Raw genomic sequence first — 25,884 nt, forward strand, 5'->3', positions numbered from 1 at the left:
CATGCAGCGCATCTTGTTGACAGGCGGCGGCGGCATGGTCGGACGGAATATCGTCGAGCGTGCCGGTGCGGGCCAACGGACATTCCTGACCCCAACCTCGCGCGAGCTTGATCTGTGCGACTATGCGAAGGTTGAAGCCTACATGGCCGAACACCTTCCCGATGTCGTGATCCACGCTGCCGGGCTGGTTGGCGGCATACAGGCAAATATTGCGGCACCGGTCGATTTTCTTGTCAAGAATCTCGACATGGGACGCAACGTGGTCATGGCCGCCAAGGCCATCGGCGTGCCGCGGTTACTGAACCTCGGAAGCTCTTGCATGTATCCGCGCAATGCCGCGAACCCGCTATTGGAGGAAATGGTACTGCAAGGCGAGCTTGAGCCGACGAACGAGGGCTATGCAATCGCCAAGATCGTGACCGCACGGCTTTGCCAGTATGTGCGTCGTGAAAACAGCCGACTCGACTACAAGACGCTCATTCCCTGCAACCTCTACGGCCGCTTCGACAAGTTCGCGCCACAGAATTCGCATCTGATTCCGGCCATTATCCACAAGGTCCACACCGCCAAGGTTTCCGAGCAGGACTCGGTCGAGATCTGGGGCGATGGCACGGCACGGCGCGAGTTCATGTACTCCGGCGATTTTGCCGATGCAGTTCTCCATGCGCTCGACGACTTCGAGGGACTGCCCGAGATGACAAACATCGGGCTGGGTCATGATTTCAGCATCAATGAATATTATGAAATCGCCGCGAGAGTCATCGGTTGGAAGGGCAAGTTCGAGCACGATCTGAGCAAACCGGTCGGCATGAAGCAGAAACTCGTGTCGATCGAAAGACAAACCACCTGGGGCTGGCAAGCGAAATCAAGTCTCGAGGACGGCATTGCCAAAACCTACGACTATTACTTGAAGGACTATCTCGGATGAGCTTTCAATATCCACTCGCTACGTCTTCCTGGGGGGCCGAGGAGTATGACGCCATTCAGCGCGTTGTCGCGTCTGGCATGTTTTCCATGGGGCCGAAAGTAGCGGAATTCGAGCGTTGCTTTGCTGACTATGTCGGCAGCAAGTATTGCGTGATGGTGAATTCCGGATCCTCGGCCAATCTATTGATGGTGGCGGCACAGTTCTACACGAAGAATCCGGCGTTCAAGCTGGAGCGAGGCGATGAAGTGATCGTGCCCGCTGTGTCGTGGAGCACCACATACTATCCTCTGTATCAATACGGACTGAAGCTGCGTTTTGTCGATATCGATCTCGAGACGCTCAACTACGATCTGGACGCACTCGAAGCGGCGATCACCGAAAAAACTCGCGCGATCATGGTCGTGAACCTGCTGGGCAACCCCAATAACTTCGCCCGCCTCAAGCAGATTATCGGCGAGCGCGAAATCGTCATGATCGAAGACAACTGCGAGTCGATGGGAGCGACGTTCGAGAACCGCCAGGCCGGTACGTTCGGGATCATGGGCAGCTACAGCGCTTTTTTCTCGCACCATATCTCGACGATGGAAGGCGGCATGATCGTCACTGACGACGAGGAGCTCTACCACATCCTTCTGTCGTTGCGCGCGCATGGCTGGACTCGCAACCTGCCGAAGTTCAATCATGTGTGCGGCGAGAAGAGCGATGATCCGTTCAAGGAATCGTTCCGCTTTATGCTGCCAGGCTATAACGTCCGTCCGCTGGAGATGTCGGGCGCGATCGGTATTGAGCAGGTCAAGCGGTTACCGGAGTTGATTCGCGCGCGGCGCGCCAATGGCGCATTGCTTCAAGAAGCGATGGCAAACCATCCGGAGTTGATGATCCAACGCGAAATCGGCGAAAGCAGCTGGTTCGGGTTCAGCCTGGTGATTCGTCGGGGTTCGTCGCTGACGCGTGATACGCTCGTCAAGCGACTCAACGAAGCCGGCTTCGAGTGCCGCCCCATCGTGGCAGGAAACTTTGCCAAGAACGATGTCGTGAAGTATTTCGACCATTCGATTGCCGGGGAATTGCGAAACGCGGAGCACATCGATCATTCCGGCCTGTTCGTTGGCAACCATCACTATCCGATTGAAAGCGCCATTACCGCGTTGAGGCAAATCTAAGTCATGAAAGCAGTCATTCTCGCTGGTGGACTTGGAACCCGGATTTCCGAAGAAACCCATCTCAAGCCCAAGCCGATGATCGAGATCGGCGGCAAGCCGATTCTCTGGCACATCTTAAAGATGTATTCGACGCATGGCGTCAACGATTTCGTAATTTGCTGCGGGTACAAGGGCTACGTTATCAAGGAATACTTCGCCAATTACTTCCTGCATACGTCAGACGTGACCTTTGACATGCAGCGAAACGAGATGGAAGTACATCAGCGGCACGCCGAACCGTGGCGTGTGACGTTGGTGGATACCGGCGAGGAAACCATGACTGGCGGCCGACTGAGGCGGGTGGCGCGCTACGTGGAGAACGAGGAGGCATTCTGCTTCACTTACGGCGATGGCGTCAGTGATGTGGATATCACCAAACTCATCGCATCCCACCGCAGCGCAGGCGTTCAGGCGACCCTGACTGCGGTCACGCCGCCGGGCCGATTTGGTGCGCTCGATATGCAAGGTAATCGCGTGTTGACGTTCGAAGAAAAGCCCAAGGGCGACGGCGCGAAGGTCAACGGTGGCTTTTTTGTACTCTCGCCAAAGGTTATTGACCTGATCCGCGACGACAGCACGATCTGGGAGCGCGCGCCGCTCGAATGCCTGGCGAGCAGCGGTCAGTTGGCAGCTTACTCCCACGATGGTTTCTGGCAGCCGATGGATACGTTGCGTGACAAAGTGTTGCTGGAGGATCTGTGGGCCAGCGGCAAGGCGCCGTGGAAGACATGGTGATGAATCCAGAATTCTGGCGCGGTAAGCGCGTTTTTCTGACAGGCCATACCGGCTTCAAGGGGGGCTGGCTGGCGCTTTGGCTACAGCAGCTCGGCGCCGAAGTCACCGGTTACGCGTTGCCTGCAGCGACGGAGCCCAGTCTGTTCGAGGTCGCCCGGGTAGCGGAGAACATGCGCTCGGTGATCGGTGATGTGCGTGACGGTGCCTCGCTGCGTCGAGCAGTCAGCGAAGCACAGCCCCAGATCGTCATTCATATGGCAGCGCAGCCGTTAGTCCGCTATTCGTATGCGGAGCCGGTCGAGACATACTCGACAAACGTAATGGGGCTTGTCCATCTGCTGGAAGCCGTGCGTGCAACACCGGGGATTAAATCGGTGGTCAACGTAACCAGCGACAAATGCTACGAGAATCGCGAGTGGCCGTGGCCTTATCGCGAGAACGAGGCGATGGGCGGCTACGATCCATACAGTAGCAGTAAAGGTTGTGCCGAACTCGTCACGGCCGCGTATCGAAGCTCATATTTCAATCCGCAACGCCACGGGGAACATGGCGTGGGCTTGGCAAGCGCGCGTGCAGGCAACGTCATTGGCGGTGGCGATTGGGCATTGGATCGATTGGTACCCGATATTGTTCGGGCCATGGTGCAAGGCAGTGACATTCTTGTGCGTAGTCCGCATGCCATCCGACCTTGGCAGCATGTGCTAGAGCCGCTCAGCGGTTACCTGTTGCTGGCCGAGAAGCTTTATGAGGGCGGCGCGGCGTTCGCGGAAGGATGGAACTTCGGACCCGCAGCAGAAGACGCGCGGCCCGTGCAATGGATCGCCGAACGATTCGTGGAGCTATGGGGCGACGGGCGCACCTGGCAACTTGACGCGAATCCGCAGCCGCACGAAGCCAATATTCTGAAACTCGATTGCACCAAGGCGCACTCGCAATTGTCGTGGCGGCCGAGCTGGACACTTGTTCAGGCGCTGGAAAAAATTGTCGCCTGGCACAAAGCACACCTTAACAAAATTGATATGCGTGCGATGACGTTGTCTCAAATCGCCGAGTATCAAAACAGCAGCAATGGAATTTATGAATAAAGACCAACTTCGCGAAGAGATTCGTCAATTGGTTCGCCAATATGGCGAACTGTCGACACAGCGTCCCGACTTCGAGCCGGGCATCACCGTCGTTCCGCCGTCTGGCAAAGTCATCGGTTCGAAAGAGCTGGAGTACATGGTCGATGCCTCACTCGACGGCTGGCTAACCACAGGGCGCTTCAACGATGCCTTCGAGCAGCGCCTGGCCGCCTTCCTCGGCGTTCGGTATCTGATCACGGTCAACTCTGGATCGTCGGCGAATCTGGTGGCGTTCTCGACGTTGACGTCACCTCAACTGGGCGATCGAGCGATCAAGCAAGGTGACGAAGTCATCGGCGTGGCCGCGGGGTTCCCGACCACGGTCAACCCGATCATTCAATTCGGTGCGGTACCCGTATTCGTCGATGTCGAACTCGGCACCTACAACATCGACGCAAGCAAGATCGAAGCGGCCATCACCCCCAAGACCAAAGCGATCATGCTCGCGCATACGCTAGGCAATCCATACAATCTCGAGGCCATTACCAAGCTATGCAAACAGCATAACCTCTGGCTAATCGAGGACTGCTGCGATGCTCTCGGTTCGACATACGATGGCAAGCTTGTCGGGACGTTTGGGGATATCGGCACGCTCAGTTTCTACCCAGCGCACCACATCACGATGGGCGAGGGTGGCGCGGTATTTACCAACAACCCCGACCTTAAACGTATTGCCGAATCGTTCCGTGACTGGGGCCGCGATTGTTATTGCCCGCCGGGCAAGGACAATACATGCGGCAAGCGCTTCTGCTGGAAGCTCGGCAACTTGCCCGCTGGCTACGATCACAAGTACACGTATTCGCATCTTGGCTACAACCTCAAGATCACCGACATGCAGGCCGCCTGCGGTCTTGCACAGCTCGACCGTGCTACGGAGTTTATCGAGGCTCGCAAGCGCAACTTCGCCTACCTGAAGGATCGCCTGCAGACATGCACTGAATTCCTGATTCTTCCGGAAGCCACGCCGAATTCTGATCCGTCCTGGTTCGGTTTCCCGATTACGCTGAAGTCCGATGTCGGTTTCAACCGCGTTGATCTTCTCGCGTATCTCGACCAGAACAAGATTGGCACGCGCCTGCTGTTTGCTGGCAACCTGACGCGTCAGCCGTACATGATCAATCAGAAGTATCGCGTTGTCGGCGAACTGACCAACACCGATATCATCATGAATCAGACGTTCTGGGTGGGCATTTATCCGGGCCTGTCGACCGAGATGCTCGACTTCGTTGCAGAGAAGATCGAAACATACCTGGGCGTCAACTTCTAAGCGACGGCCATGTTTATCGCCTTGCCTTCGCAGGATATCGAGCAGGTTGTCGAACGGACTGCCGAGTTTTGGCAACGCTATCGCGGCGCGCGTCTGTTCCTCACTGGCGCAACTGGCTTCATCGGCACCTGGCTGGTGGAAATCGTGCGGCACGCGAACGCTATGCTCGGTAGCGACATCCAGGTCGTGGCACTGAGCCGCGATCCCGACGCCGCGTGCGCGCGAGCGATACAGGTATTTGGCGCGTCTCACGTTCGGTTCGTGCGCGGGGACGCCGTATCGTTCGATCGCAATATCGGCGCGATTGACTTGTGCATTCACGCGGCGACCGACGTTTCGGATCCTCGCAAGGCAGCAAACCGTTTGCAGACCTTCGATACGGCGTTGATGGGAACCCGTCGAGTGCTCGAGGCCGCATTGGAGAACGGTGCTCAGCGATTCTTGCTGACCTCGAGTGGTGCCGTGTACGGACCACAACCACCGGAAGTGGCGGCGATTTCCGAAACGTTTACGCAGGCTCCATCGCCACTGGATGTCGCCAGTGCCTATGGACAGGGCAAGCGGGCGGCGGAATGGCTAACGTGCGCGATATCGGAGCACACCGCCATGGCGGCCTGCATTGCACGCATTTACGCATTGATTGGCCCGGGCCTACCTCTAGAAGGAACCTTTGCCGCAGGTAATTTCATTCGCGATGCCGTCGCCGGCAATCCGATACAGATACAGGGTGACGGCAGCCCGTGCAGGACATATCTGTACGTAGCTGACGCCTGCGCCTGGCTGCTGCAAATGCTGATGCGCGGCACCGCCGGCGCTGCCTACAACGTGGGGTCGGAGCATGTTGTCTCTATCCGCACGTTGGCCGAGTGTATTCGCGACGTAAGCGGTTCGAACGCAGCACTGACCATTGCCGGCACGCCGACTGGCGGCCTGCCGCAACGCTACGTCCCCGACACATCCAAGGCGCGGGGCGAACTGGGTCTGGAGGAATACGTCGGTCTGAACGATGCCATTCACAAGACCATTTCCTGGGCTCGGATGACGACCAGACTATGAGCAAATTTAACCCACAAGCGATTCGTAGAGCGATCATCGACATGGCGTATGCCGGTAGCACCGTGCATATCGGCTGTGCGTTCTCCATCGTTGAACTGATTGCCGTTCTGTATCGCGATCATCTGAGGATCAGGGTCGACCAGCCCGATGCGCCGGAACGCGATTACCTCGTCCTGAGCAAGGGCCATGGCGTCATGGCCCAATACGTCTGTCTTGCCGAACTCGGTTGGTTGACGCAGGAGGATCTGGCGAACTATTTTAAGGACGGCACACGCTTGAAGGGACTCGCGGATGTGCATGTCCCTGGAGTGGAAGCGACCACAGGCTCGCTTGGCCATGGGTTATCGGTGGCCACGGGTCTTGCGCTTGCGGCCAAGCTTAATCACACCGACCAGATGTGCTATGCCGTGGTGGGTGATGGCGAAATTAACGAGGGCACAATCTGGGAGTCTGCGTTGTTCGCGAGCCAATTCAAGCTCGATAATCTCGTGGTCATCATTGACAAGAATGGCTTTCAGGCAATGGGATCGACCGACGAGGTCATGGGGCTCGGCAATATCGAAGCCAAGTTCGCGGCCTTCGGCTTCGATGCCGTCACCATCGACGGACACGACGAGAGTGCGATCGGCGCTGCCTATGCGGCCGCACGGCGACGGCGCGATGGCCGTCCTAAGGCGATCGTGGCCAACACGATCAAGGGCAAGGGCGTGTCGTTCATGGAGAATGCCAATATCTGGCATTACACTCGTCTGAATAACGACACCTATCGTCATGCAATGAATGAATTGGGATCTGCCAAATGAGAGCCGCATTCTCAGATGCTCTGGTAAGCGCCGCGCTGGCCAATCCAAAAATTCTGCTGTTGACCGGCGATCATGGCTATGCGCTGTTTGACGCGTTTCGTCGCGCTTGCCCGAATCAATATATCAACTGTGGCGTCGCCGAACAAAATATGGTTGGTGTGGCCGCCGGGTTGGCGCGCGCAGGCTTTCGGCCTGTAGTGTACGGCCTTGCGGCATTCGTTCCCGTACGCGTGCTTGAGCAAATCAAGATCGACATCTGCTACGAGAACCTGCCGGTCATGCTGATTGGCGACGGCGCCGGATTTGTCTACAGCCACTTAGGCGCGAGCCATCAGTCGATGGAAGATGTCGCCGTGACCCGTCCGTTGCCGGGACTGACAATCTTGTCGCCGGCGGATCGTTACGAGATGGCGGCGACCATGCGGCTTGCTTTCGACACGCGCGGCCCAGTGTACCTTCGCATGGGCAAGTCGGATCGTGGCGATGTGCATGACGCCGCACTCACCCTGACACCCGGTACGGCCCTTAAGGTGCGCGAACGCAATCGCGAGATTGTTTTGATCGCGACCGGCTCAATGGTGCATGCGGCAGTCAATCTGGTCGATGCGGGCATGCAGGCCGACGTTTGGAGCATCCCGTCAATCAAACCACTCGACATGTCGGCATTACGTGGCATCGGTGCGTGCGCAAAGGACATCTTCGTGCTGGAAGAACACGTCGTCGGCGGCGGACTGGGTAGTTGCGTGGCCGAAAGCCTCATCGATCTAGGGACGAAAACTCCGCGCGTCCACCGAATCGGTGTGGAAGACCGGTTCTCCGCCTACTGCGGTACGTACGAATATCTGCTCAGCGAGCATCGACTGGATACTCCCACGATTCGCAGGCGCATCGAGGGCATCCTGTCGAGTTCAGGCGGAGCCGCGACATGACGACTGCGAAGGTGCAGTTGTACATCCTTTCTCGCGATCGACCGGCATATCTGCAGGAGACCTTGCGTTCGGCAATGAGCGAGATGAATGACGACGTTCAGGTCATCGTCTCGGATAACTCGGAGGGCGATGAGGTCGAGCGCATGGTAGCGAGGGAATTTCCTCTTGTGACCTATCTCAGACGTCGGCCGGCGCTACCTGCACTGGATCATTTCCACGTCGTTATCGCGGAAAGCTCAGCTGAGTTCGTCGTCTATTTCCACGACGACGACTTGATTCTTCCCGGCTTCGTCGCGGCCTTGCGCGATGCTCTCGTCGCCCGTCCGGAGTTGGGTGCGGTAGCTTGCAACGCCAATATCATGATGGGAGACAAGGTAACGCCGCGGCGCGTTATGGGCGATTGCACCGAGCCGCACGAGATTGCGTCGGTCGAAGCGTTGGTGACGCCCTACCTAACCTTGACGGGCCCGAGGCCCGCACCGTTTCCGGGGTATATGTACCGCCGCAAGTGGCTCGATGGCCTGTCCCTAAAACCGGAGGAAGGCGGCAAGCACGCCGACCTCGCATTCTTGATGAGCGTGTTAAGACGTGCACCGATGCTCTGGTTGCCCGAGCCGAACATGCTGTATCGCGTTCACGCAAGCAACGACAGCCGGGTGGAGTCGATCGGGCAGCGACTACGGCTGTTGCGCCATGTGTACCGGCTGTCGAACATTACGCCCCGCTCGTCGGCGGTTGCCGAGTACCGTTTCGTCTACTGGCTCAACTGGTGGCGGGCGCAGCGACAACGCCCTGCCTGCGAACGCGCATGGTGCTATCGCACCGTTAGCCAATACCTGCTGTTCATGGGGTGTCGACTTGGCCTCAAGCACCCTTCGCTCAGTCGAAAATTGCTGATGCGCTCCCGCTGAGCGCACTCCTACAGGAGCATCCGTTTGCTCCCATTTTGGACAAAACCACTGTGATTTTTGTACTCGTCGGCCGCCTACTGCAGTTTGCGGTGATGTTCCTTACGGTCAAGGTCATGACGACTATATTGCCGCCGCACGAGTTGGGCAAGGCGACGCTGATCACCAGCAGCGTTGCATTCTTCGCCATGCTGCTAATCAACCCCGTCGGGATGTTCATCAACCGGCGACTGCACGCGTGGCAGGACAACAAGACGATGCGTGGCTATTTCCACGCCTACTGTCTCTATCTGGCCGGTGTCGCGATTGTTGCTGCGACCATTGTCTGGGCACTGTTTCACACCCGGCTCGTGCCACCCGGAACCGGCACATGGTGGCCAGCATCGTTGGTTGCCGGTTCCATTCTGTTTGCCACCGTCAATCAAACACTCGTGCCGTCGCTGAACATGATCGGGCGGGCGCGCGCGTTCGTCGTGCTGACCCTGGCAACCTTGATCTCTGGATTGGCGTTCTCCGTTGTGCTCGTACACCTATGGTCGGCAAGCGCGGAAAGCTGGCTGACCGGTGTCATGATCGGGCAGATCGTGTTCTCCGTACTTGGCTACGTCGTCTTCTTTTCCTCGGCGGTAACGCACCAATCCAGGGGGCTACGTGGCGTACTGACTAGGGAGCGATGCGTCGCCCTGTTTCAATTTTGCTGGCCCGTGGCCTTGGCTGCCGGCTTGAATTGGCTGCAAATGCAGGGATACCGATTCGTTCTGGCCAAGGAGTTGGGACTCGCGGACCTCGGTCTGTTTGTCGCAGGATATGGCATTGCCGCCGCGTTACTGGCCGCCGCCGAAACGATCCTGACAACCTGGTTTCAGCCCGCTTTCTACCGCCAGGCAAACGATCCGGATCGGCACGTCCGAGCGACGGCGTGGGTTCGCTATGCCGACAAACTGCTGCCGTTCTCGATTCTGGGCGTCTCCGCGCTGCTGGCGGGCACCCCCTATCTAACCGCGTTAATGTTGGGTCCGCAGTATCAGGGCGCCACACGTTTCGTGGCGTTTGGTGCGATTGCGGAGTGGATTCGCATACTGATCGGACTATTCGGCCTGGGCGCTCATTTGCGCATGCAGACGCGATCGCTTGTCGTGCCCAACCTGGTTGGCGCGACTGCGACATTTGGCTTGGTGTTTCTCGCGCTGCCGCACGCTGGGCTCGACTGTGTGGCACCCTCGATCGCAATTGGAGGAGCCTTGGTAGTACTTCAGCTCTACTGGCATTCGCGCGGTACGGGTTTTGTAATGCGCCCCAGTCTACGGCCGTTGCTGAAGGTGACGGTCGTTGCCGCAATGGGCGTTGCCATATCAATACTGCTTCGACCTTGGGTCGACGGTCTTGGCGGGCGCGTGACACCGCTAGTCGGTACGGCGTTGATCGCGTGTCTCTGGTCTCCCGTTGCCATGCTGATGCTCAGACGCTCCAAAATCCTTAAAGAATTATGAAAATCCTGCTCGTGTGCATGGAATATGACTACGGGGACCGTTCACGCGGTCGCTCGTACGAGTACTACAACTTCTTTGAAAGTCTCAAGGCAACGGGCTACGACGTCGAACTGTTCGATTACATGGAAGAACTTAGGCGACTGGGGAAGGCCGCGATGAACGACGCCTTGCTTGATCGTGTCACCGCGATGAAGCCCGACGTCGCCATTTTCTCTTTGTATACCGACCAGTTGACACCCGAAGCGGTGGATAAGGTCGGCGGTCATACGCAAACCTTGTGTTTTTTTCACGACGACACGTGGCGGGTCGATTTTTCGCGTTTTTGGGCTCCGCATTTTCATTATTTCACATCGCCCGATTTTGAAAGCAAGCGCAAATACGAGCGCCTCGGCATGCACCACTCACTTCACATGCCGTTCGGAGCCAACGAGGCTCGCTACAAACCACTCGGCCTTGAGAAGAAGTACGATGTATCGTTTGTTGGTGCCTGGCACCCCCATCGCGAGTGGTTGATCAAACGGCTCGAAAAGGCTGGTATCTCTGTGTACGTGGCGGGGTATCGGTGGCCTAACGGCATCGTCGCTCACGAAGAGATGGTGAAAATATTCAACGAAAGCAGGATTAATTTGAATCTTTCGAATTCCACTTCGTGGGATGTTCGCTTTCTCGCTTCGTCGCCACGAGCGCTGTTGAATCGTTTGCGATCGAAGAAGAGCGTGGAGCAACTGAAGGCACGTCATTTCGAGATCAACGCCTGCAGGGCGTTTCAACTGTCATATTACGTCGACGGCCTGGAGCGGTGTTATCGTCTGGGCGAAGAAATGGCGATCTATCTCGATCCTGACGATCTGGTTGAGAAAGTCCGCTATTACCTGGATGACGAAGCGTTGCGTAACCGCATAGCGGACGCAGCTTACGAGCGCACCATGTCCGAGCATACTTATGCAAAGCGTTTTGCACGAGTATTTTATGAAATGGGACAGCACCAGAATTTCAAAAGCGTATAGGGAGTGGTTTTAAATGGTGCAGTTTTTTCCCGACCATGCGGTATTTATCGACCCTTCAAGCGAACATTTCTTGGGTGATCGGTTATTTGACGCCAGCAATGCATTCCTGAATCGCGACGGCACCCTTCAACCCTTCATCCGGCTGAGGGAGCAATTGATGGCGCGAGGGATTCCCGTACATACTGCCGACGCGCTGCGCGAAGGGCGCGTCGTCGCCAAGCAGAACCACTACTGGTCCATGGGGCTGCTGAATGGCTACCAACCACTGCAAGGGCGGGATGATATTCGGTTCAGGGGGTTCTTTCTATTTGAGCCGCCACTGGTTGCCCCCAAGATGTACTCGGCGTTGCCGGAAATATCGCAACAATTTGAATCGGTCCTTGTTCATAATACGATCGGGGACGGATACTCGCTAAGGGGTGTAAACGTTAACAAGCTGGAGAAGCTTGACTGGCCACAACCTTATGAGTCTGAAGTCCCGGGCGCCTGGAGTAGAACGAACCGCCAGAATAAACTGGTTGTCATCGCGGGTAATCATAATCCACGTTTTCGCCGCCCAGAATTTTATAGCAAGCGCATTGAGGCTGTTGCGCAGCTTGGCAAGCGGGACGCGATTGATTTGTATGGACGCGGCTGGAGCCGGCGTTGGTCGCGACAATCGGCATGGTTGCCATATTGGCGTCATTATCGTGCGCTCATGCAGGCGTACCGCGGCAGTTGTGAATCGAAATTTGACGTATTGGCGAATTATCGATTTTCGCTATGCTTCGAAAACATGCCGATGACGGGATACCTCACGGAGAAGATCTTCGACTGCCTTTACGCGGGTACGGTTCCGATATATTGGGGGGCACCGGATATCCATTCGCTGGTACCATCCGAGGCATTTGTGGATATGCGTGATTACGCCGGATATGACGAAGTTTGCGATGCCGTGTTGAGTATGTCCGACAGGCGATGGCAGGAAATGCGTGAAGCAGGCCGCCAATTTCTGCGCACGAGCGGACGCACACGCTATTTCAATTCGCTACTCCACACTTGTGGTCAGCTGTAACGGCATGGTTCGACCGCGTTGAGAATTGCCTCCTCGCGACGATAGCGCAACACTTGATGTCCGGCGACAGCCGAATTAGCTTGGTCAGGTGCGATGGCCAGCTCGGCTTTTGCATCCATTGATTCCGGGATGCAATACGTTCGCTGCGAGCTGTGCTCTGCGGCGAACCGACAAAGAGATTTGATAGTAGGGCACGCAATACACAACACGGCATGCGGTAAGCGAATATTATTTTCTGGTCCGGCGCTGACCGGAAAACGGTTCACGAGAAGTCCGACGTCATCTTCGATCCAAACGGGAAAATTGTGATCATGCAGCGTATGGTAGGTGGGGGCCGTGCAGTGCTTTGGGGACTGCACGTGGTGGTGGGATTAGTTGCTGTTGGCATTTATGGTGGCAACGCTGTCGATTTCTTTTTCTTCACGCTCAGTGCGGCCTTGATGCTCGACATCGGGATATTCAAGTCTCGCTCCTATGGCACGGGCGTTTTGGCCTTGTTCGTGTGGCTAGGCATTTGGCTGAAAATTTCCTGTCACTTTATCGTCGGCTATCCTTATATCGAGCCGCTCGGCAAATTCAAATTCCTTCCAGCTCAATTTTCAGAGCTTCTGCACGTTTCCACCATAGGGATGATGGGCTTTGCCATCGCCTTCCTTGTAGCGTCGCGCTTCTACGTGCCTATGCGAGAGAACACCGTGCGGCCGCGCGCGAAGCCCTGGTTGCCCTCGGCGCTCAAGTGGGCATGGCTGTTGTCGTTTCTCGCCATACTCGGCTTGGGAGTGATAAATGCCGACTTGAATATCTTACGCGTGGGCCTGCCACCCGATGTCATCCTGCCTTATCCGGGTAATGCGCTGGTGAGTTGGCTCATGTCGACCGGTTTCGCCCTCGGCGTCGCCACGCTGATGTACCTCAGCGTACTGAGTCGCAGCAATGTGAAGCTTGGCATCGTCATCGTGATACTGGAAGGCTTCATCGTCGGCGTCTCAATTCTCAGTCGTGCCAGTTACGTTTTTCATCTTTTGCCTGTATGCCTTGTGCTGGCATACATGCATTTCTCGGGGCGCCGTCTGTTTGGTCACCGTGCCGCCCTCGCGTTCGTTGCCGTTGCGGCAGTAGGAGCGTTTGTGACGGCGACCGCAGTCAACCTCCAACGCGAATTCGCATACACGAGCCACCCCGAGATTGCGCGGGCTAGCATGGGTGACGGGCGAGGCTCAGGAGGCAATCCGGCTGCCGCTGCCATCATTGCCGAGATGAAGTCGCACGGCTTCCTGCTAAGGGCGGCAGTAACATTTTCACAATTGGCCGTTGATCGCTGGGTTGGCGCAGAAGGCGTCATGGCTGCAGTGGCTTATGACGACAAAAGCCTAAAAACATTTGGCCGGCTGATGATGGAGCAGCGGCAGCTCAACACGATAAGTGAATATCAGTCGATTTCGGCAGCTCACTACAAGGATATGGATCCCAAGCAATTCCAGTTCGCTACGTTGCCGGGGCCAATTGGATTCTTTTATCTGAGTGGTGCCATATGGATTGTGTTCGCCGGGTGTTTCCTGATGGGCCTGGCCGTACTCACCACTGAACGCCTTGCAGGATGGATGACCGAGAATTCATTCATCATGGCATTCATGGGGGTCTACACAGCCAGTCTGGCCTCCCAGTTCGGGTTGACGCCACGACAGAACGTGATTCCACTTGTCATGAACTTTGCAGCACTGGCGCTCCTCGCGACCCTGCAATCGCTTGTGAGCAATGCGGGGTGCGTGGCGCGGTGGCGCGATCGACTTACCAAGCGGCGCGCTGTGCTACCCAGCTAACGCCCTTCGAACGTGACACGGTAATGCCCCCGTCCAGTAAGCGGGATCAGAAGTAGAATTTCCAGCAAAGGGAGTTCTACGTAATGAAGAAATCGAAGTTCACGGATAGCCAGATCATGGATGCGCTCAAGCGGGCGGAATCTGGGCTGGCGGTGCCGGAGATTTGCCGGGAGTTGGGTATCAGCACGGCGACGTTCTACATATATGGACTGCCCTGGATAGCAAGCTGATGTTTTGATGAGCACGAGGGTCGATTGCGTACATATATCCGGCGTCATGGGAAAGCCCTGCGCCTAACTGGAAATCCGCACGAACAGGCCTCAACAACTGGAAGACCTCAAGGGCCGTTATAAAAATCAGGTTCCCTGTTCGCCGGATCGACCGGTGTGCCACTTGTCAATCATCAACGCATCGTCGGTGGAAGTAAGGTTACGCAGGGTGATAAGGCTGGCCTGAGGCGAGCACGGCCCAGATGGTACGAGCCATCTTGTTGGCCATTGCGACGATCGCACGATTTGCGCCACGCCGCTCCTGAAGCGCCAAAGCCCAAACATGCTTTCTATCTTGTTTTGTGGGGGCAGTTCGCAGTACCGCTCGTGCGCCATGAATCAGTAGCGTTCGCAGATGTCGATCGCCACGCTTGCTGATTCCCTGGAGTCTCGTTTTGTCGCCGCTTGAGCACTGGCGAGGCACCAAGCCCAGCCATGCGGAGAAATGACGCCCGTTTTTGAAGTCTTTGGGGTCCGAGACAGCGGCCACAATGGCGGTGGCCGTTTTGGGGCCGACGCCTTCGATCTTCGCGATGCGCTGGCACGTTTCACTGGCCTTGAAGACCGCATCAATGCGCTTGTCAAAACCGGAGATTCGACCGTCAAGCTCACGCAACTGGTCCATAAGATCGGACAGCATTTCTCGCGCGAGCGGTGTGAGCGCATTGCCGGTGTCAGCAACAATAGTTGGAATCTCCCGACGCGCCCGCGTGATTGACTGAGCAAACACGATGCCACGCTCGGCCAAGATGCCTCTCATTTGGCTTACCAAGCCAGTTCGATTGTTGACCAAGCGACTGCGAGCACGATGCAGACTTTGAACATCCTGCTGCTCAACAGACTTTACGGGAACAAATCGCATTGAGGGGCGTTGTAATGCCTCGCATATGGCCTCTGCATCATTGCTGTCGGTTTTGTTTCCCTTGACGAAGGGTTTGACGAACTGCGGACTGATCAACCGAACCGCGTGGCCCAGCTTCGCGAACTCCCTGGCCCAGTGGTGGGCGCTACCACATGCCTCCATGCCGATGGTGCACGGCGTGAGCCTCAGAACAGCTTCCATGAGTTGCGACCGCGCGACACGGCGTCGTAGCATGATTTTCCCAGACGCGTCGACGCCGTGCAGTTGGAACACATTTTTTGCCACATCGATTCCGAGAAAAGAGATTGCCATGATGGCCTCCGAACACGAGATGAGTCATTAGCACGATACCCCTTCGGGGGCAGTCCATCCCATTAACTGGCGTGGCAAATACGGTGGCATGGACGTGTCGCTGATGGCACGGATGAAGGAGCTGGAGGCTGAGAACGCGCGACTGCGCAAGATGTACGTCGAAGAGAAGATCAAGGCGGAGATCGTCGCAGAGGCGCTGGCAAAAAAAGACTGAGGCCATCTTCTCGCCGCGAGATGGCCAGCGACGCAGTGGCACGCCGAGGGGTATCGATACGGCTTGTGACCTGTCCTGAAAATTTCGTACCAATCAGATCTAGGGATAATGGCGCCTCAGCTCAGATGAGGAGTTGGTATGAAGAAGAGCCGGTACAGTGACGAGCAGATCGTGCGAATTCTGCGTGAAGCGGATCGAGATACGATCCCCGAGGTGGCCAAGCGCCACGGCGTGAGCGAGGCGTCGATTTACGCTTGGCGAAAGCGCTTCGGCGAGATGGTCAGTGATGACGTCAGACGCCTCAAAGCGCTCGAAGCAGAGAATGTCAGGCTGAAGAAGCTGGTCGCGGACCAAGCACTGGATATTCAGGTCTTGAAGGAGATCGGCGCAAAAAAGTGGTGAGCGTGCAGGCTCGCTGCGAGCAAGTCCGGTTCGCAATCGAACGGGGCTTGAGCCACCGGCGAGCGTGTGCGCTTATGCAGATCAGTCGATCAAGCTTAGGCTACACACCAAAGATGCCCGGCAAAAATGCACCGGTGATCGAGGCAATGCGAACTTTGTCGGCGCAATTCCCGCGCTTCGGTTCGCGTCGCATCCGAGTGCTGCTGGGCCGAGAAGGTATTGTCGTCGGCCGTGATCGATGTGCCTCGCTTTGGGCGCAGGCGGGCCTGCAAGTGCCGAAGAAGCGGCGTAGACGTCGCGTGGCTGGCAGTCGACCAAGACCCCATGCGCCGGCAACTCGAAACTCGGTATGGTGTTATGACTTCGTATTCGATGCCTGTGCAAACGGTCAGCAAGTCAAATGCCTGACGGTGGTCGACGAATATACGCGGGAATGCCTGGCGATCGATGTGGCGGGATCGATTCGCTCACGTCGAGTTATTGAGGTACTCAGTCGATTGATCAGCCTGCACGGCGCACCGCGCTATCTTCGGTCAGACAACGGGCCTGAGTTTGTCAGTACAGCGTTGTTGAAATGGGCCGCCCAGGAGCGGATCGAGACAGCACTGATTGATCCAGGCAAGCCTTGGCAGAACGGCACCAACGAGAGCTTCAACGGAAAATTCCGTGATGAGTGTTTGGCGATGGAGTGGTTTCGCAACCGGATCGAGGCGAGAATCGTGATCGAAGACTGGCGGACTCATTACAACGAAGTTCGGCCGCATTCAAGTTTGCAGTACCAAACCCCGGCCGATTTTCGTCGGGCTAGCGAACGTAGTTCAACCACTGGGGCCGTGAATCTCTAGATACCAGTGGTACGAAAAAATCCGTCAGGTCACTTGCATGCGAGGCATTTGGCGTAAGCCAGACCTGCTATCGCTATGAGCGAAAGCGCAATGCGGAGAATGAACAGATCGCTGACTGGTTGCTAAGGCTGACCGACAACCACCGTAACTGGGGATTCGGGCTGTGCTTCCTGTATCTGCGCAACGTGAAGGGCTTCGGATGGAACCACATGAGGATTTACCGCATCTATTGCGAGCTCGAACTGAATCTGCGCATCAAGCCGCGTAAGCGGCTTGTGCGTCAGGCGCCGGAGCCCTTGGCGGTACCGGCGTCAGCGAACGCGGTATGGTCGATGGACTTCATGCACGACCAGTTGAAGGACGGTCGCAGCATCCGGCTTCTCAACGTGATCGACGACTTCAACCGGGAAGCATTGGGCATCGAGATCGACTTCTCGCTGCCCTCTGCCCGTGTCATACGAGCGCTGGAGCAGATCATCGGGTGGCGCGGAAAGCCGATGGCGATACGTTGCGACAACGTACTAACTGCAAGTGCTTAGCCAACAAATAGACAACAAGCATCCAGGCGCAGTCAGAATGACAGCGCGTACGTTGAAAAGAGCGTGCAACGCTTCCCAGCCAGTTCCGCTTTCAATGGGCGAGGCAGCTCACCATAGTAGAAACAAGATCCTGACGATATGCGCAGGTCTTCATCGTACTTAAAACAGCTTGGAGGCCCAGCGGAAGGTCCGAGCATTATCTACGAGGTCAGCGGCATGGCCCTGCCTCTACGGCCCTACTGAGAGGGATCGATCCGCTGGGTAAGCTTTGCTCATAAAATCGTTGATACGGTTGGCCAGTTTTGACGATGCTGAACGCGACGCGGGCCATTTTCGCTGCAACGGCGGTGAGCGCTTTGCGACGTAGATCAGGATTTCCAGGATCCGAATGGATATACCGATCGTACTTGTCCTTGAATGCATTCTCACGCACGCGAATGGCAACTTGTCCGGCCATCCAAAATGCCAGACGCAGGCGAGCGTTGCCGCGCTTGGATAGTTGCTCTCGTCCGCGTCGGGCGCCGGATTGCAGTTTGGCCAGATCAAAGCCGCAGTATTTCAAGAATTGCCGATGGTGAGCGAACCGCCTGACATCGCCGACTTCTGCCAGCACGGTCAGAGCGATGATGGGACCAATGCCTGGCAAACTCAGCAATTGCTCGTAATCCTTATTGGAGACCAGCACTTGCTCCGCGCGGTGCTCGAGTTCGCTACGCAGCTCGTTCAAATGCTGGGCTTGGCGCAACGACACTCGAAATGTCTCGACTGCGAGGCAATTCGGGGCGTGCGGTAACGCTGCCGAATGCTCCGCCATTCGCCAAATCTCGGTCAACTTCGCGGTCTTCTCAACTTTCCTGCCGACAAGATCCCAAGCTTGGAGAATGAACGCATCCAGGCTGAGGGCCCGCACGTGAGCCGGGGTTGGGAATTCAAGCATGAAACGAAGCCACCACTCGATACGCGTCGTTTGCCAATACCGCTGCATCTCTGGGAAATAGAGCGGAAGGTGGTGATTGGCAATGGAATGCAGCACTCGGGTCCGGGCTCGGGACACCTGATAGTACGTTTTTGATAGCTCCTGTAAATCATGATGCCCTTCGACCATAGGGTCGACGTATCGCATCACCATTCCGTGCTTGAGCATGTCCAGGATTACCGAAGCATCTTTCGGATCATTCTTGTCCCACGAATTGAATTTCGCTTCGCGATACCGTGCTTGTGCAACAGAGGACACAATGACTACCTCGACACCAGCACCCAACAACCGGTAAGCAATGGGCCTGTGATAGTCGCCAGTCGGCTCGAGGGCAGCTCGCCATGAGCCTGGCGTTGCGCTGATGAATTTCAGCAGCCGATCAAAATCTTGCGCGCTATTCGTCATTCTGAACCGGCGCTGCTCGCCGCTCAGCAATTCAACGAAAACGGCATTCGATCGACGAGCCACGTCGATCGCCAGTAAATTCGCTTTGGTCGTAGTATCCATAGTGTCAGCCATCTCGGCGTCCTCCTCAGATCCTTGAGAAACCTCAGGATGCCTCTCGCCCTGTTTGGCTGACAACCATTCTGCACTTACTACGGCCCGGAGTACCTGAGTGACGCGATCACGCAATGGGCCTCGCAACGCGACATCGCATTGAACTATATCCAGCCGGGCAAGCCGCAGCAGAACGCCTACGTGGAGCGCTTCAACCGCACGGTACGTTATGAATGGCTGTCGCAGTACTACTGGGATGATCTGGCGCACGTCCAGCAGTTCGCAACGGAATGGATGTGGCAATACAATCACGAGCGCCCCAACATGGGCCTTGGCGGTATAACACCGAAACAGCGGCTGATGGTCGCCGCATAGCCTCTACTTCTGAACCGCGTTAAAAGTGGGGGGATTACCAGTCAACTCGGGCTCGTGACGACATGCACAATTGCAGACGTGTGGGAGAGCCAAGTCAATCTTGGCCAGCACACAGCGAGTGCAACATCGTGCAACAGCCGATGTCAGTAATCTATGGGATTTATTGAGCCGAAAACAATGGCCCCGAGGGCGGCAAATCCGAGGCGTGGCGCCCCACATCGCGAGTAGCTACATAGAAGTTGGTGGAGCGGAGGAGGATCGAACTCCCGACCTTCGCATTGCGAACGCGACGCTCTCCCAGCTGAGCTACCGCCCCACACGAGCTGCCAATTATAGCGGTTTTTGGATTCCCGGCGAGCAGCCGACAAAAACGCTCGGGATTTGTTGGATTTTCGGAATTTTCGCCCTCAAACCGCCCCCAAATTCCCCTTCATCCCCTTGATGGACGGCACTTTCGGCGCTTTCGCGACCACCGTCTTCTGTGCGCGCAGATACCGCGCCACCACATCCCATACCGCCTCGCCCTGCACTCCCTCGGCCACCGGCGCCCAGCCCGCCACCTTGTATGTCTTGCCCGCCTCGATCAGTTTGCCGTTCAGACGCATCTCCGTGATGCGCTGCCCCATCGGCGCCATCGGGTCGATCGTGTAGTCCATCCCGCCCACGCGCACCATGTCTCCGCCCTGCTGGTAGTACGGATCGGGGTTGAACAGGTTGTCGGCCACATCCTCGAGCACCGTCTTGATCGTCTCGCCGGTCATCGGTGTCAGCGTCGTGTAGGGATACGTGATCGCCGTCTGATCAAGCAACTGCTCCATCGTGATCGTTTGCCCCGGCAGCAGCGACGTCCCCCAACGGAATCCCGGCGAGAAGCCAATCTCGGCATCTTTCTCCGCCATCACCGCGTCGAGCAACAACTGATCGAACGTCCCGTTGAAGTTGCCTCGCCGATACAGCACGCCTTCCGTCACCGCCAGCGGTTCCGCCAGCTTCGCCGCAAATGGCGCACGCACGCGCTCGATGAGCGCCTGCATCGGCGCGTCGGCCGGGAGCAAATTGGAGAACACCGGCAGCAGCTTGTAACGGAAGTCCACCGGCTTGCCGCCCTTCACGTCGAAGTCCAGCACCGCCAGGAACTTGCCGTTCGACCCGGCATTCGTCACAAGCGTCTTGCCGCCAGCGTTTTCCACGGTGACAGGCTTCGGCACCCCGTCGTGCGTATGACCGCCCAGAATCGCATCGATACCCCGCACGCGCGACGCCAGCTTCAGATCGACGTCCATCCCGTTGTGCGACAACAAGACCACGACCTGCGCCCCCTTGCCGCGCACCTCGTCGACCATCGACTGCAGACGCTCCTCCTGAATGCCGAATGTCCAGTCCGGCACGAAATAGCGTGGGTTCGCAATCGGCGTGTAGGGGAACGCCTGCCCGATGATCGCCACCGGCACCCCGTTCATCGTCTTGATCGTGTACGGCGCGAAGACCGGGTCGCCGAAATCGTTCGTCTGTACATTCTGGGCGACGAAGTCGATCTTCCCCTTGAGCTGCTCCTCGACGACGGACTTCACGCGATCCGCCCCGTACGTAAATTCCCAGTGCGCCGTCATCACGTCGACGCCAAGCGCCAGCGTGGCGTCGACCATGTCCTGGCCCTTCGTCCACATCGACGTGCCGGACCCTTGCCACGTGTCGCCGCCGTCCAGCAGCAGCGCGCCGGGGCGCGACGCCTTCATGCGCTCGACCAGCGTCGCAAGGTGCGCAAACCCGCCGACCTTGCCGTACGTGCGCGCCGCCGCGGCAAAGTCGAGGTACGTGAACGCATACGCGTCTGGCGTGCCGGGACGCAAACCATATGCCTTCAAGAATGCCTCGCCCACCAGATGCGGCGGCTTGTTCGCCTGCTCGCCGATCCCCAGATTGACGCTCGGCTCGCGGAAATACATCGGCAGCAACTGCGCATGGCAGTCGGTGAAATGCAGCAGATGCACATTGCCGAATTTCGGCAGGTCGTAGAACACGTCTGCCGCCTTGGCCGCTGCCATCTCCTGATGCGACAGCGCCATCCCGCCCGCCGCCGCCACCGCCAACACCTGCATGAACTCGCGTCGATTCATTTCGTCTCCGTAACGCACACGTCGTGCGGCGCGCCTGCTTTGTCGTTAGCTAATGCATCCGTACCCGTCAGCTCGTACCGCGCAAGTACACCATCGACGCGATGCCGCAGCGAACGTCCCACAGTGATACGGCAACGATCATCTTCCGTCTCGTCCCGCCAATTCACTGAGTCTTCAAATCACCGAGTCGTCGATTCACCGAATTACCGAATCTCTGATTCAAATCCTGATTCATCGGGTTGCCAAATCACCGAAACACCGGGGGCACTTGGTCACCTTGCCACCTCGGCGCCTTGTCAATTGGTCATCTGGTCACTTCCCCGCGTAGTCCGCCAGCGCCGCCACGTCCTCGCCGAACATCTCGCCGACTTCCTTGCGCAGCACTTTGCCGTTGCGGCCGATCACATACAACTCCGGCAACCCGCGACGCTTGCCCAGCACCGCCCGCCAGGCGTCCGTTTCCATACCCGCAGGAAACGTGTAGCCATGCGTCTTGAGGTAGTCGATGGCTTCCTGCGGTTTCTTGTCGATCGATAGCGTGACGATCTGGATCGACTTGCCGCGGGTGGCCTCGTAAAGCTTCTGCACATGCGGATTCTGCTGCGCACAGAACGGACACCACGACGCCCAATACTCGACGATGACCGTCCGGTCCTTGAACGCGCTTGCGGGCAGCGTCTTGCCATCGAGCAGCGTGAGCGACGGCAGCGTGACCGTGTCGCCGACCTCCAGCGCGTGCGCCGGTGCGCCAACAAGGGACATCGCTCCCACGACGAACGCCGCGCCCATCGTCGCTTTCAAACGCCCGAACACGCCCATGCCACTTCGTTGTGCAACGTGGCGCGTTCGACGCACCCCGCAGGCCCCAAAAACAGCGCCCACCCAACCCAGCATCGAGCGCGCCCCCATCTGCCAGACGGTCATTCGCGCAAGACGCGAATCCGAGACAGACGCAAACCCACAGCCACCTCGCCAGTCCGCACGCGAGCGCGACCATCGCGACGGTCGGCGACGATCAGCGACTTGATTCGTATATTCCAGGGATGTCATGCAGCGCTCCGGAAACCGGCGGGCGACCGTCGATCAACGATCTCGGGTCGCCCGCCGGAACGGCGGTGGCTTATTGATTGACGGGAGACGCGGGGTCGAGCAGCAACGCCATGACGTCCTTCAACTGTTTCTCGGTCAGAATGCCCGCCGCGCCAAACCTCGGCATGTTCGAGCAAGCCGCGTAGCTATGCGAGTCGTAGACCTTCGCCCACGTGTACTTGACCACTTCGGGCGAATCGCCGCGCAGCTTGCCGTAGTGATACAACGACGGACCGATGTTGCCGAACGAGATCTCACTCTTGGTCAACTGGTGGCACGCGTAACAGTTGCCGCCATTGACGGTATCGGCCTTGTCGGTGAACTGCAGGCCTCGACCGTTCTGGGCAACCTTCTCGCCTTCCTTCCAGTCACCAAGATATTGACCGTCGGCCGGTGCCTTGACCTTCGCCAGCTCGGCTTTTTGCAGCCCTTCAGCCACCTTCGCCGGCATCGGCTTGGTCGCGTACTGCGTGCACAGCTTCTGCAACTCGCTCTGATCGATGCGGTCAAGCTGCGCGATGCCCGAGGCGCGGAACGAATCGCGCAATTCCTGCACAACGGCCGCATCGGTCGTGCCGCTCACCAGCTTCGGACTCTCGTCCTGCGCGAAGGCCGTGCCGACGACGAGTGCCCCGGCCGCTGCCAGCGCGACGCCCGTCGCGCGCAATGCGAATGATTTCATGGGTGTGCCTCGCAATCGGTCAGCGCTTCAGGCCAGGGGCGTCCATCTTGCCGCCATTGGCCATCACGCCGAGGAAGGTAATCAGGTCAATGGACGCCTGCGAGCCGTAATTCAGCACCGGCATGCGCTGCTGGCGGAAGCAATCGTTCATCCGCCACTGCATCGTGCGCAGCGCACCCTGCGAGACACGATAGCCCGGCCACGTCGCAAACGCCTGTCGCGCCGCCGCGGGCTTGGTCAGGTTCGGCAGATCCTGAAGACGGATACGCTTGTCATCCGCCCCGTGGCACGACGCGCATGAGAAATCGTACGGACCGGAACGGTAGTAGAAGATCTTCTGACCGCGCGCGTAGGCGTCCTTCTCTTCCTTGTGCGCCTGCGACACGTGAATGACGGCGCCGCGCGACTGACCCGCCACATAGGCGGTGAGCGCTTCGAGATCGGTCGGATCCTGCCCTTCCTTGGAGAACGGTTGCTTGATGACGTCCGCGCGCTTGAAGCCCTGCAGATGCACCATGCACTCGACGATGCGCGACTCGGCATCGAGCACGCGTTTCGTGTCGGGGAAGTAGCGCGGCAGTTGCGCGTAGGCGTTCTTGACGACACCCGCGCCAAGCCCCAGGTCGCACTGCGCCATCGATACGTTGTTCGGGCCGCGTGGTGTCTTCCAGAGTTCCTCGCCGCGCATCTCGACGAGTTCTGCTGGATTGCCGTCGGCGAGCATCTCGCGATATTGCGCGATGGCGTCGGCCGTCGAACTTTCTGCAGCGAATGCGGGGGCACTGACGCCCGCGATGACGAGCACGCCGCCGAGCACAGTCCGTCGCAGCCACGCTGCGTCTCCTGCCGTGCTCTTTCGTTGGCTCGCCCGTGCGCTATGTTGCGCCTCGTTCATCTCGATCTCCTCTTCGTGGGGTTGGTCCGCGCAACGGGGAATCTCCCGAGAGCGCTCGTGCTTGCACACTGCACGGCGCGGATTTCGCTTCACGCCGTCCCACCCGGCCGGATTCGCGTGGCAGCGCCTATGACGCGCCGCCGCACGTCTGCCGACGTTCGCCCGTCAGGCGATGGCCGTCTCGTCGGTCCGCGAGTCGCCCTTGTTGTCGACCCACATGACCGTGACCTTGTCGCCCTTCTTGGCGCCCTTGAACTTGAACGCCATGAACGGATCTTTCGACACCGCCGGGCCCCATTCGGCCGACAGCACCGTCTTCCCGTTGCAAGTCACCGTGACGTTCTGGATGAAGTGTGCCGGGACGATATTACCGGAAGCGTCCTTGCGCTGGCCGGTTTCCATGATGTGACTCATCAGCACCTTGACCTCGACGACACCGCCGGCCTCGGTTGCGCGAATGCGCATCGGATTACCCATGTTGTGGCTCCTCTGTTCTACGATGCGTCGCTTAACCGCCGCAGCCGCCCAGCGTGACCTTGATTTCCTTCTCGGCCACGAGGTACTTGTTGTCCGCCTTGACGAGCGCATAGACCTTCGAGGTCTGGCCCATCTTCACACGCGTGGTCACCGCCGGCTCGGTACCGTCGGGAATCTCGAACGACGCCGCAAGCGTATTCGGATTCTTCTCGATCAGAATCGCGATCATCTGCGTATTCGGCGCCTTGCTCGCCACCGCCACCGGCACAACCGCTCCGTTCTCGGCGATGTCGGGCGCGGTCAGCACCACCAAATCGCTCGGGCTGGTGCCCGTGCCACCCAGGGCCTTGACCGTGTCGGCCACGCTCCGGGTCGAGAACGCCGCCTTGTTCCAATGCGCCTCTGCCGCGCGCGCCTCTTCGGGCTTGATCAGCCCGGCGGCTACCGCCAGTCCCATTACCGCGGAAAACCGCAGCATGTCGCGTCGCTGTTGGTTCATCTCTGTGTGTTTCCTTCTCTGAGGGCCGCCGATACGAAGTGGACCATCGATCCGCCACGTACCGGCCGCCGTTCGCTCGCCTGACCCGCCGCCCGATCCTGCCGGGCAGCCTGCCGGCGAGCCCCCTGCCCCGGTGTTACTTCGCCGGGGCGCCGGCCAGAACCCACTCAACGAGGATCTTGGCGTCGGCATCCGACAGGTTCGGGTGCGCCGGCATCGGGATCGGACCCCAGACACCCGAACCACCGCCCTTCACTTTCTTGACCAGCTTGGCCACCGCGTCCTTGTCACCCTTGTACTTGGCAGCCACTTCCTGATAGGCCGGGCCCACCAGCTTCTTGTCGACGGCGTGGCAACCCATACAGGCGTTGGCACCCGCGAGCTTGGTCGCCGCTGCGACATCGACACCGGCATGGGCCAGCGAGGTGCCGGCCAGCATGGCCGCGGCGATCAGCATCTTTTTCATCGTATCTCCTTCGATTTGTGTAGGGGACGGGGGTCCTGCGGCGG

At 58.1% G+C, this 25,884-nt stretch carries 24 protein-coding genes, 1 tRNA gene and 4 pseudogenes; 18 read left to right on the top strand and 11 right to left on the bottom strand.

What is annotated here, in order from left to right; translation table 11 throughout:
• The first annotated feature begins 1 nt into the window (after position 1).
• The 12 genes from OYT13_RS23730 to OYT13_RS23785 are packed head-to-tail and all read left to right on the top strand — an operon-like array spanning position 2 to position 12,503.
• Entirely contained in the window at positions 2 to 928 is a 927-nt protein-coding gene (locus tag OYT13_RS23730) for a GDP-L-fucose synthase family protein (protein WP_268567024.1), read from the top strand.
• Positions 925 to 2,091: a DegT/DnrJ/EryC1/StrS family aminotransferase gene (locus OYT13_RS23735; protein ID WP_268567926.1), complete on the top strand. Its 1,167-nt coding sequence runs from the start codon at positions 925 to 927 to the stop codon at positions 2,089 to 2,091. Before OYT13_RS23730 ends, OYT13_RS23735 begins: the two co-directional genes overlap by 4 nt.
• Before the next feature lie 3 nt (positions 2,092 to 2,094).
• Complete coding sequence (gene rfbF / locus OYT13_RS23740; RefSeq protein ID WP_268567025.1) at positions 2,095 to 2,865, top strand: glucose-1-phosphate cytidylyltransferase; 771 nt, start codon at positions 2,095 to 2,097, stop codon at positions 2,863 to 2,865.
• The gene (gene rfbG / locus OYT13_RS23745; protein WP_268567927.1) at positions 2,859 to 3,950 is read left to right on the top strand and encodes a CDP-glucose 4,6-dehydratase; all 1,092 of its coding nucleotides are present in this window, start codon (positions 2,859 to 2,861) and stop codon (positions 3,948 to 3,950) included. Before rfbF ends, rfbG begins: the two co-directional genes overlap by 7 nt.
• Positions 3,943 to 5,256, top strand: a complete 1,314-nt coding sequence (rfbH, locus tag OYT13_RS23750; RefSeq protein ID WP_268567026.1) for a lipopolysaccharide biosynthesis protein RfbH — start codon at positions 3,943 to 3,945, stop codon at positions 5,254 to 5,256. The genes rfbG and rfbH overlap by 8 nt, the downstream gene beginning before the upstream one ends.
• Before the next feature lie 9 nt (positions 5,257 to 5,265).
• On the top strand, positions 5,266 to 6,312 hold the full coding sequence (locus OYT13_RS23755; protein WP_268567027.1) for an NAD-dependent epimerase/dehydratase family protein: 1,047 nt from the start codon (positions 5,266 to 5,268) through the stop codon (positions 6,310 to 6,312).
• On the top strand, positions 6,309 to 7,115 hold the full coding sequence (locus OYT13_RS23760) for a transketolase (protein ID WP_268567028.1): 807 nt from the start codon (positions 6,309 to 6,311) through the stop codon (positions 7,113 to 7,115). Before OYT13_RS23755 ends, OYT13_RS23760 begins: the two co-directional genes overlap by 4 nt.
• Entirely contained in the window at positions 7,112 to 8,044 is a 933-nt protein-coding gene (locus OYT13_RS23765) for a transketolase family protein (protein WP_268567029.1), read from the top strand. Before OYT13_RS23760 ends, OYT13_RS23765 begins: the two co-directional genes overlap by 4 nt.
• Positions 8,041 to 8,955: a glycosyltransferase family A protein gene (locus OYT13_RS23770; protein WP_268567030.1), complete on the top strand. Its 915-nt coding sequence runs from the start codon at positions 8,041 to 8,043 to the stop codon at positions 8,953 to 8,955. The genes OYT13_RS23765 and OYT13_RS23770 overlap by 4 nt, the downstream gene beginning before the upstream one ends.
• Before the next feature lie 50 nt (positions 8,956 to 9,005).
• Entirely contained in the window at positions 9,006 to 10,442 is a 1,437-nt protein-coding gene (locus OYT13_RS23775; RefSeq protein WP_268567031.1) for a lipopolysaccharide biosynthesis protein, read from the top strand.
• A complete protein-coding gene (locus OYT13_RS23780) occupies positions 10,439 to 11,449 on the top strand; it encodes a CgeB family protein (RefSeq protein WP_268567032.1) in 1,011 nt (336 codons plus the stop codon). Before OYT13_RS23775 ends, OYT13_RS23780 begins: the two co-directional genes overlap by 4 nt.
• Before the next feature lie 13 nt (positions 11,450 to 11,462).
• Positions 11,463 to 12,503 (top strand): glycosyltransferase family 10 domain-containing protein, encoded by a 1,041-nt coding sequence (locus OYT13_RS23785; protein ID WP_268567033.1) that lies wholly within the window; start codon positions 11,463 to 11,465, stop codon positions 12,501 to 12,503.
• Here the strand turns inward: OYT13_RS23785 and OYT13_RS23790 are convergent.
• Positions 12,494 to 12,769, bottom strand: a complete 276-nt coding sequence (locus OYT13_RS23790) for a hypothetical protein (protein ID WP_268567034.1) — start codon at positions 12,767 to 12,769, stop codon at positions 12,494 to 12,496. The genes OYT13_RS23785 and OYT13_RS23790 overlap by 10 nt on opposite strands.
• Before the next feature lie 45 nt (positions 12,770 to 12,814).
• On the opposite strand from OYT13_RS23790, the gene OYT13_RS23795 reads away from it, so the two are divergent.
• Both OYT13_RS23795 and OYT13_RS23800 read left to right on the top strand, forming a co-directional pair.
• Positions 12,815 to 14,323, top strand: coding sequence for a hypothetical protein (locus OYT13_RS23795; RefSeq protein WP_268567035.1), 1,509 nt, complete (start codon positions 12,815 to 12,817; stop codon positions 14,321 to 14,323).
• 83 nt (positions 14,324 to 14,406) lie between these two features.
• Positions 14,407 to 14,523, top strand: a pseudogene (locus OYT13_RS23800) (transposase); the annotation flags it as partial.
• Between the two features lie 229 nt (positions 14,524 to 14,752).
• On the opposite strand, the gene OYT13_RS23805 reads toward OYT13_RS23800, so the two are convergent.
• Positions 14,753 to 15,766, bottom strand: coding sequence for an IS110 family transposase (locus OYT13_RS23805; protein WP_268567036.1), 1,014 nt, complete (start codon positions 15,764 to 15,766; stop codon positions 14,753 to 14,755).
• Positions 15,767 to 15,833: 67 nt separating this feature from the next.
• On the opposite strand from OYT13_RS23805, the pseudogene OYT13_RS23810 reads away from it, so the two are divergent.
• From OYT13_RS23810 to OYT13_RS23820, 3 genes and pseudogenes are all read left to right on the top strand, one after another.
• Positions 15,834 to 16,045, top strand: a pseudogene (locus tag OYT13_RS23810) (IS3 family transposase); the annotation flags it as partial.
• 73 nt (positions 16,046 to 16,118) lie between these two features.
• A protein-coding gene (locus OYT13_RS23815; RefSeq protein ID WP_150728839.1) for an IS3 family transposase occupies positions 16,119 to 17,227 on the top strand; the annotation gives its coding sequence in 2 pieces (ribosomal slippage) (positions 16,119 to 16,368 and positions 16,368 to 17,227; 1,110 coding nt in all).
• Positions 17,228 to 17,259: 32 nt separating this feature from the next.
• Positions 17,260 to 17,745 (top strand): annotated as a pseudogene (locus tag OYT13_RS23820) (DDE-type integrase/transposase/recombinase); the annotation flags it as partial.
• 229 nt (positions 17,746 to 17,974) lie between these two features.
• On the opposite strand, the gene OYT13_RS23825 reads toward OYT13_RS23820, so the two are convergent.
• Entirely contained in the window at positions 17,975 to 19,261 is a 1,287-nt protein-coding gene (locus tag OYT13_RS23825; RefSeq protein ID WP_442796440.1) for an IS110 family transposase, read from the bottom strand.
• Positions 19,262 to 19,342: 81 nt separating this feature from the next.
• Between OYT13_RS23825 and OYT13_RS23830 the strand changes: the two are divergent.
• A pseudogene (locus tag OYT13_RS23830) lies at positions 19,343 to 19,615 on the top strand (integrase core domain-containing protein); the annotation flags it as partial.
• 240 nt (positions 19,616 to 19,855) lie between these two features.
• On the opposite strand, the gene OYT13_RS23835 reads toward OYT13_RS23830, so the two are convergent.
• From OYT13_RS23835 to OYT13_RS23870, 8 genes are all read right to left on the bottom strand, one after another.
• Positions 19,856 to 19,931: transfer RNA gene (locus tag OYT13_RS23835), tRNA-Ala, on the bottom strand.
• Positions 19,932 to 20,022: 91 nt separating this feature from the next.
• Positions 20,023 to 21,732, bottom strand: a complete 1,710-nt coding sequence (soxB, locus tag OYT13_RS23840) for a thiosulfohydrolase SoxB (RefSeq protein WP_268567038.1) — start codon at positions 21,730 to 21,732, stop codon at positions 20,023 to 20,025.
• 312 nt (positions 21,733 to 22,044) lie between these two features.
• Positions 22,045 to 22,782, bottom strand: coding sequence for a TlpA family protein disulfide reductase (locus OYT13_RS23845; RefSeq protein ID WP_327198107.1), 738 nt, complete (start codon positions 22,780 to 22,782; stop codon positions 22,045 to 22,047).
• A gap of 70 nt (positions 22,783 to 22,852) precedes the next feature.
• Positions 22,853 to 23,503, bottom strand: a complete 651-nt coding sequence (soxX, locus tag OYT13_RS23850; RefSeq protein ID WP_268567039.1) for a sulfur oxidation c-type cytochrome SoxX — start codon at positions 23,501 to 23,503, stop codon at positions 22,853 to 22,855.
• Between the two features lie 19 nt (positions 23,504 to 23,522).
• A complete protein-coding gene (soxA, locus tag OYT13_RS23855) occupies positions 23,523 to 24,398 on the bottom strand; it encodes a sulfur oxidation c-type cytochrome SoxA (protein WP_083902279.1) in 876 nt (291 codons plus the stop codon).
• Between the two features lie 165 nt (positions 24,399 to 24,563).
• The gene (gene soxZ, locus OYT13_RS23860) at positions 24,564 to 24,875 is read right to left on the bottom strand and encodes a thiosulfate oxidation carrier complex protein SoxZ (protein ID WP_017233575.1); all 312 of its coding nucleotides are present in this window, start codon (positions 24,873 to 24,875) and stop codon (positions 24,564 to 24,566) included.
• 31 nt (positions 24,876 to 24,906) lie between these two features.
• Positions 24,907 to 25,374, bottom strand: a complete 468-nt coding sequence (gene soxY, locus OYT13_RS23865) for a thiosulfate oxidation carrier protein SoxY (protein ID WP_017233576.1) — start codon at positions 25,372 to 25,374, stop codon at positions 24,907 to 24,909.
• Positions 25,375 to 25,510: 136 nt separating this feature from the next.
• A complete protein-coding gene (locus OYT13_RS23870) occupies positions 25,511 to 25,840 on the bottom strand; it encodes a c-type cytochrome (RefSeq protein ID WP_017233577.1) in 330 nt (109 codons plus the stop codon).
• Positions 25,841 to 25,884: the final 44 nt, after the last annotated feature.

The sequence above is a fragment of the Pandoraea sp. XJJ-1 genome, from assembly GCF_026802345.1.
In the GTDB taxonomy this organism is placed as follows: Bacteria; Pseudomonadota; Gammaproteobacteria; order Burkholderiales; family Burkholderiaceae; genus Pandoraea; species Pandoraea cepalis.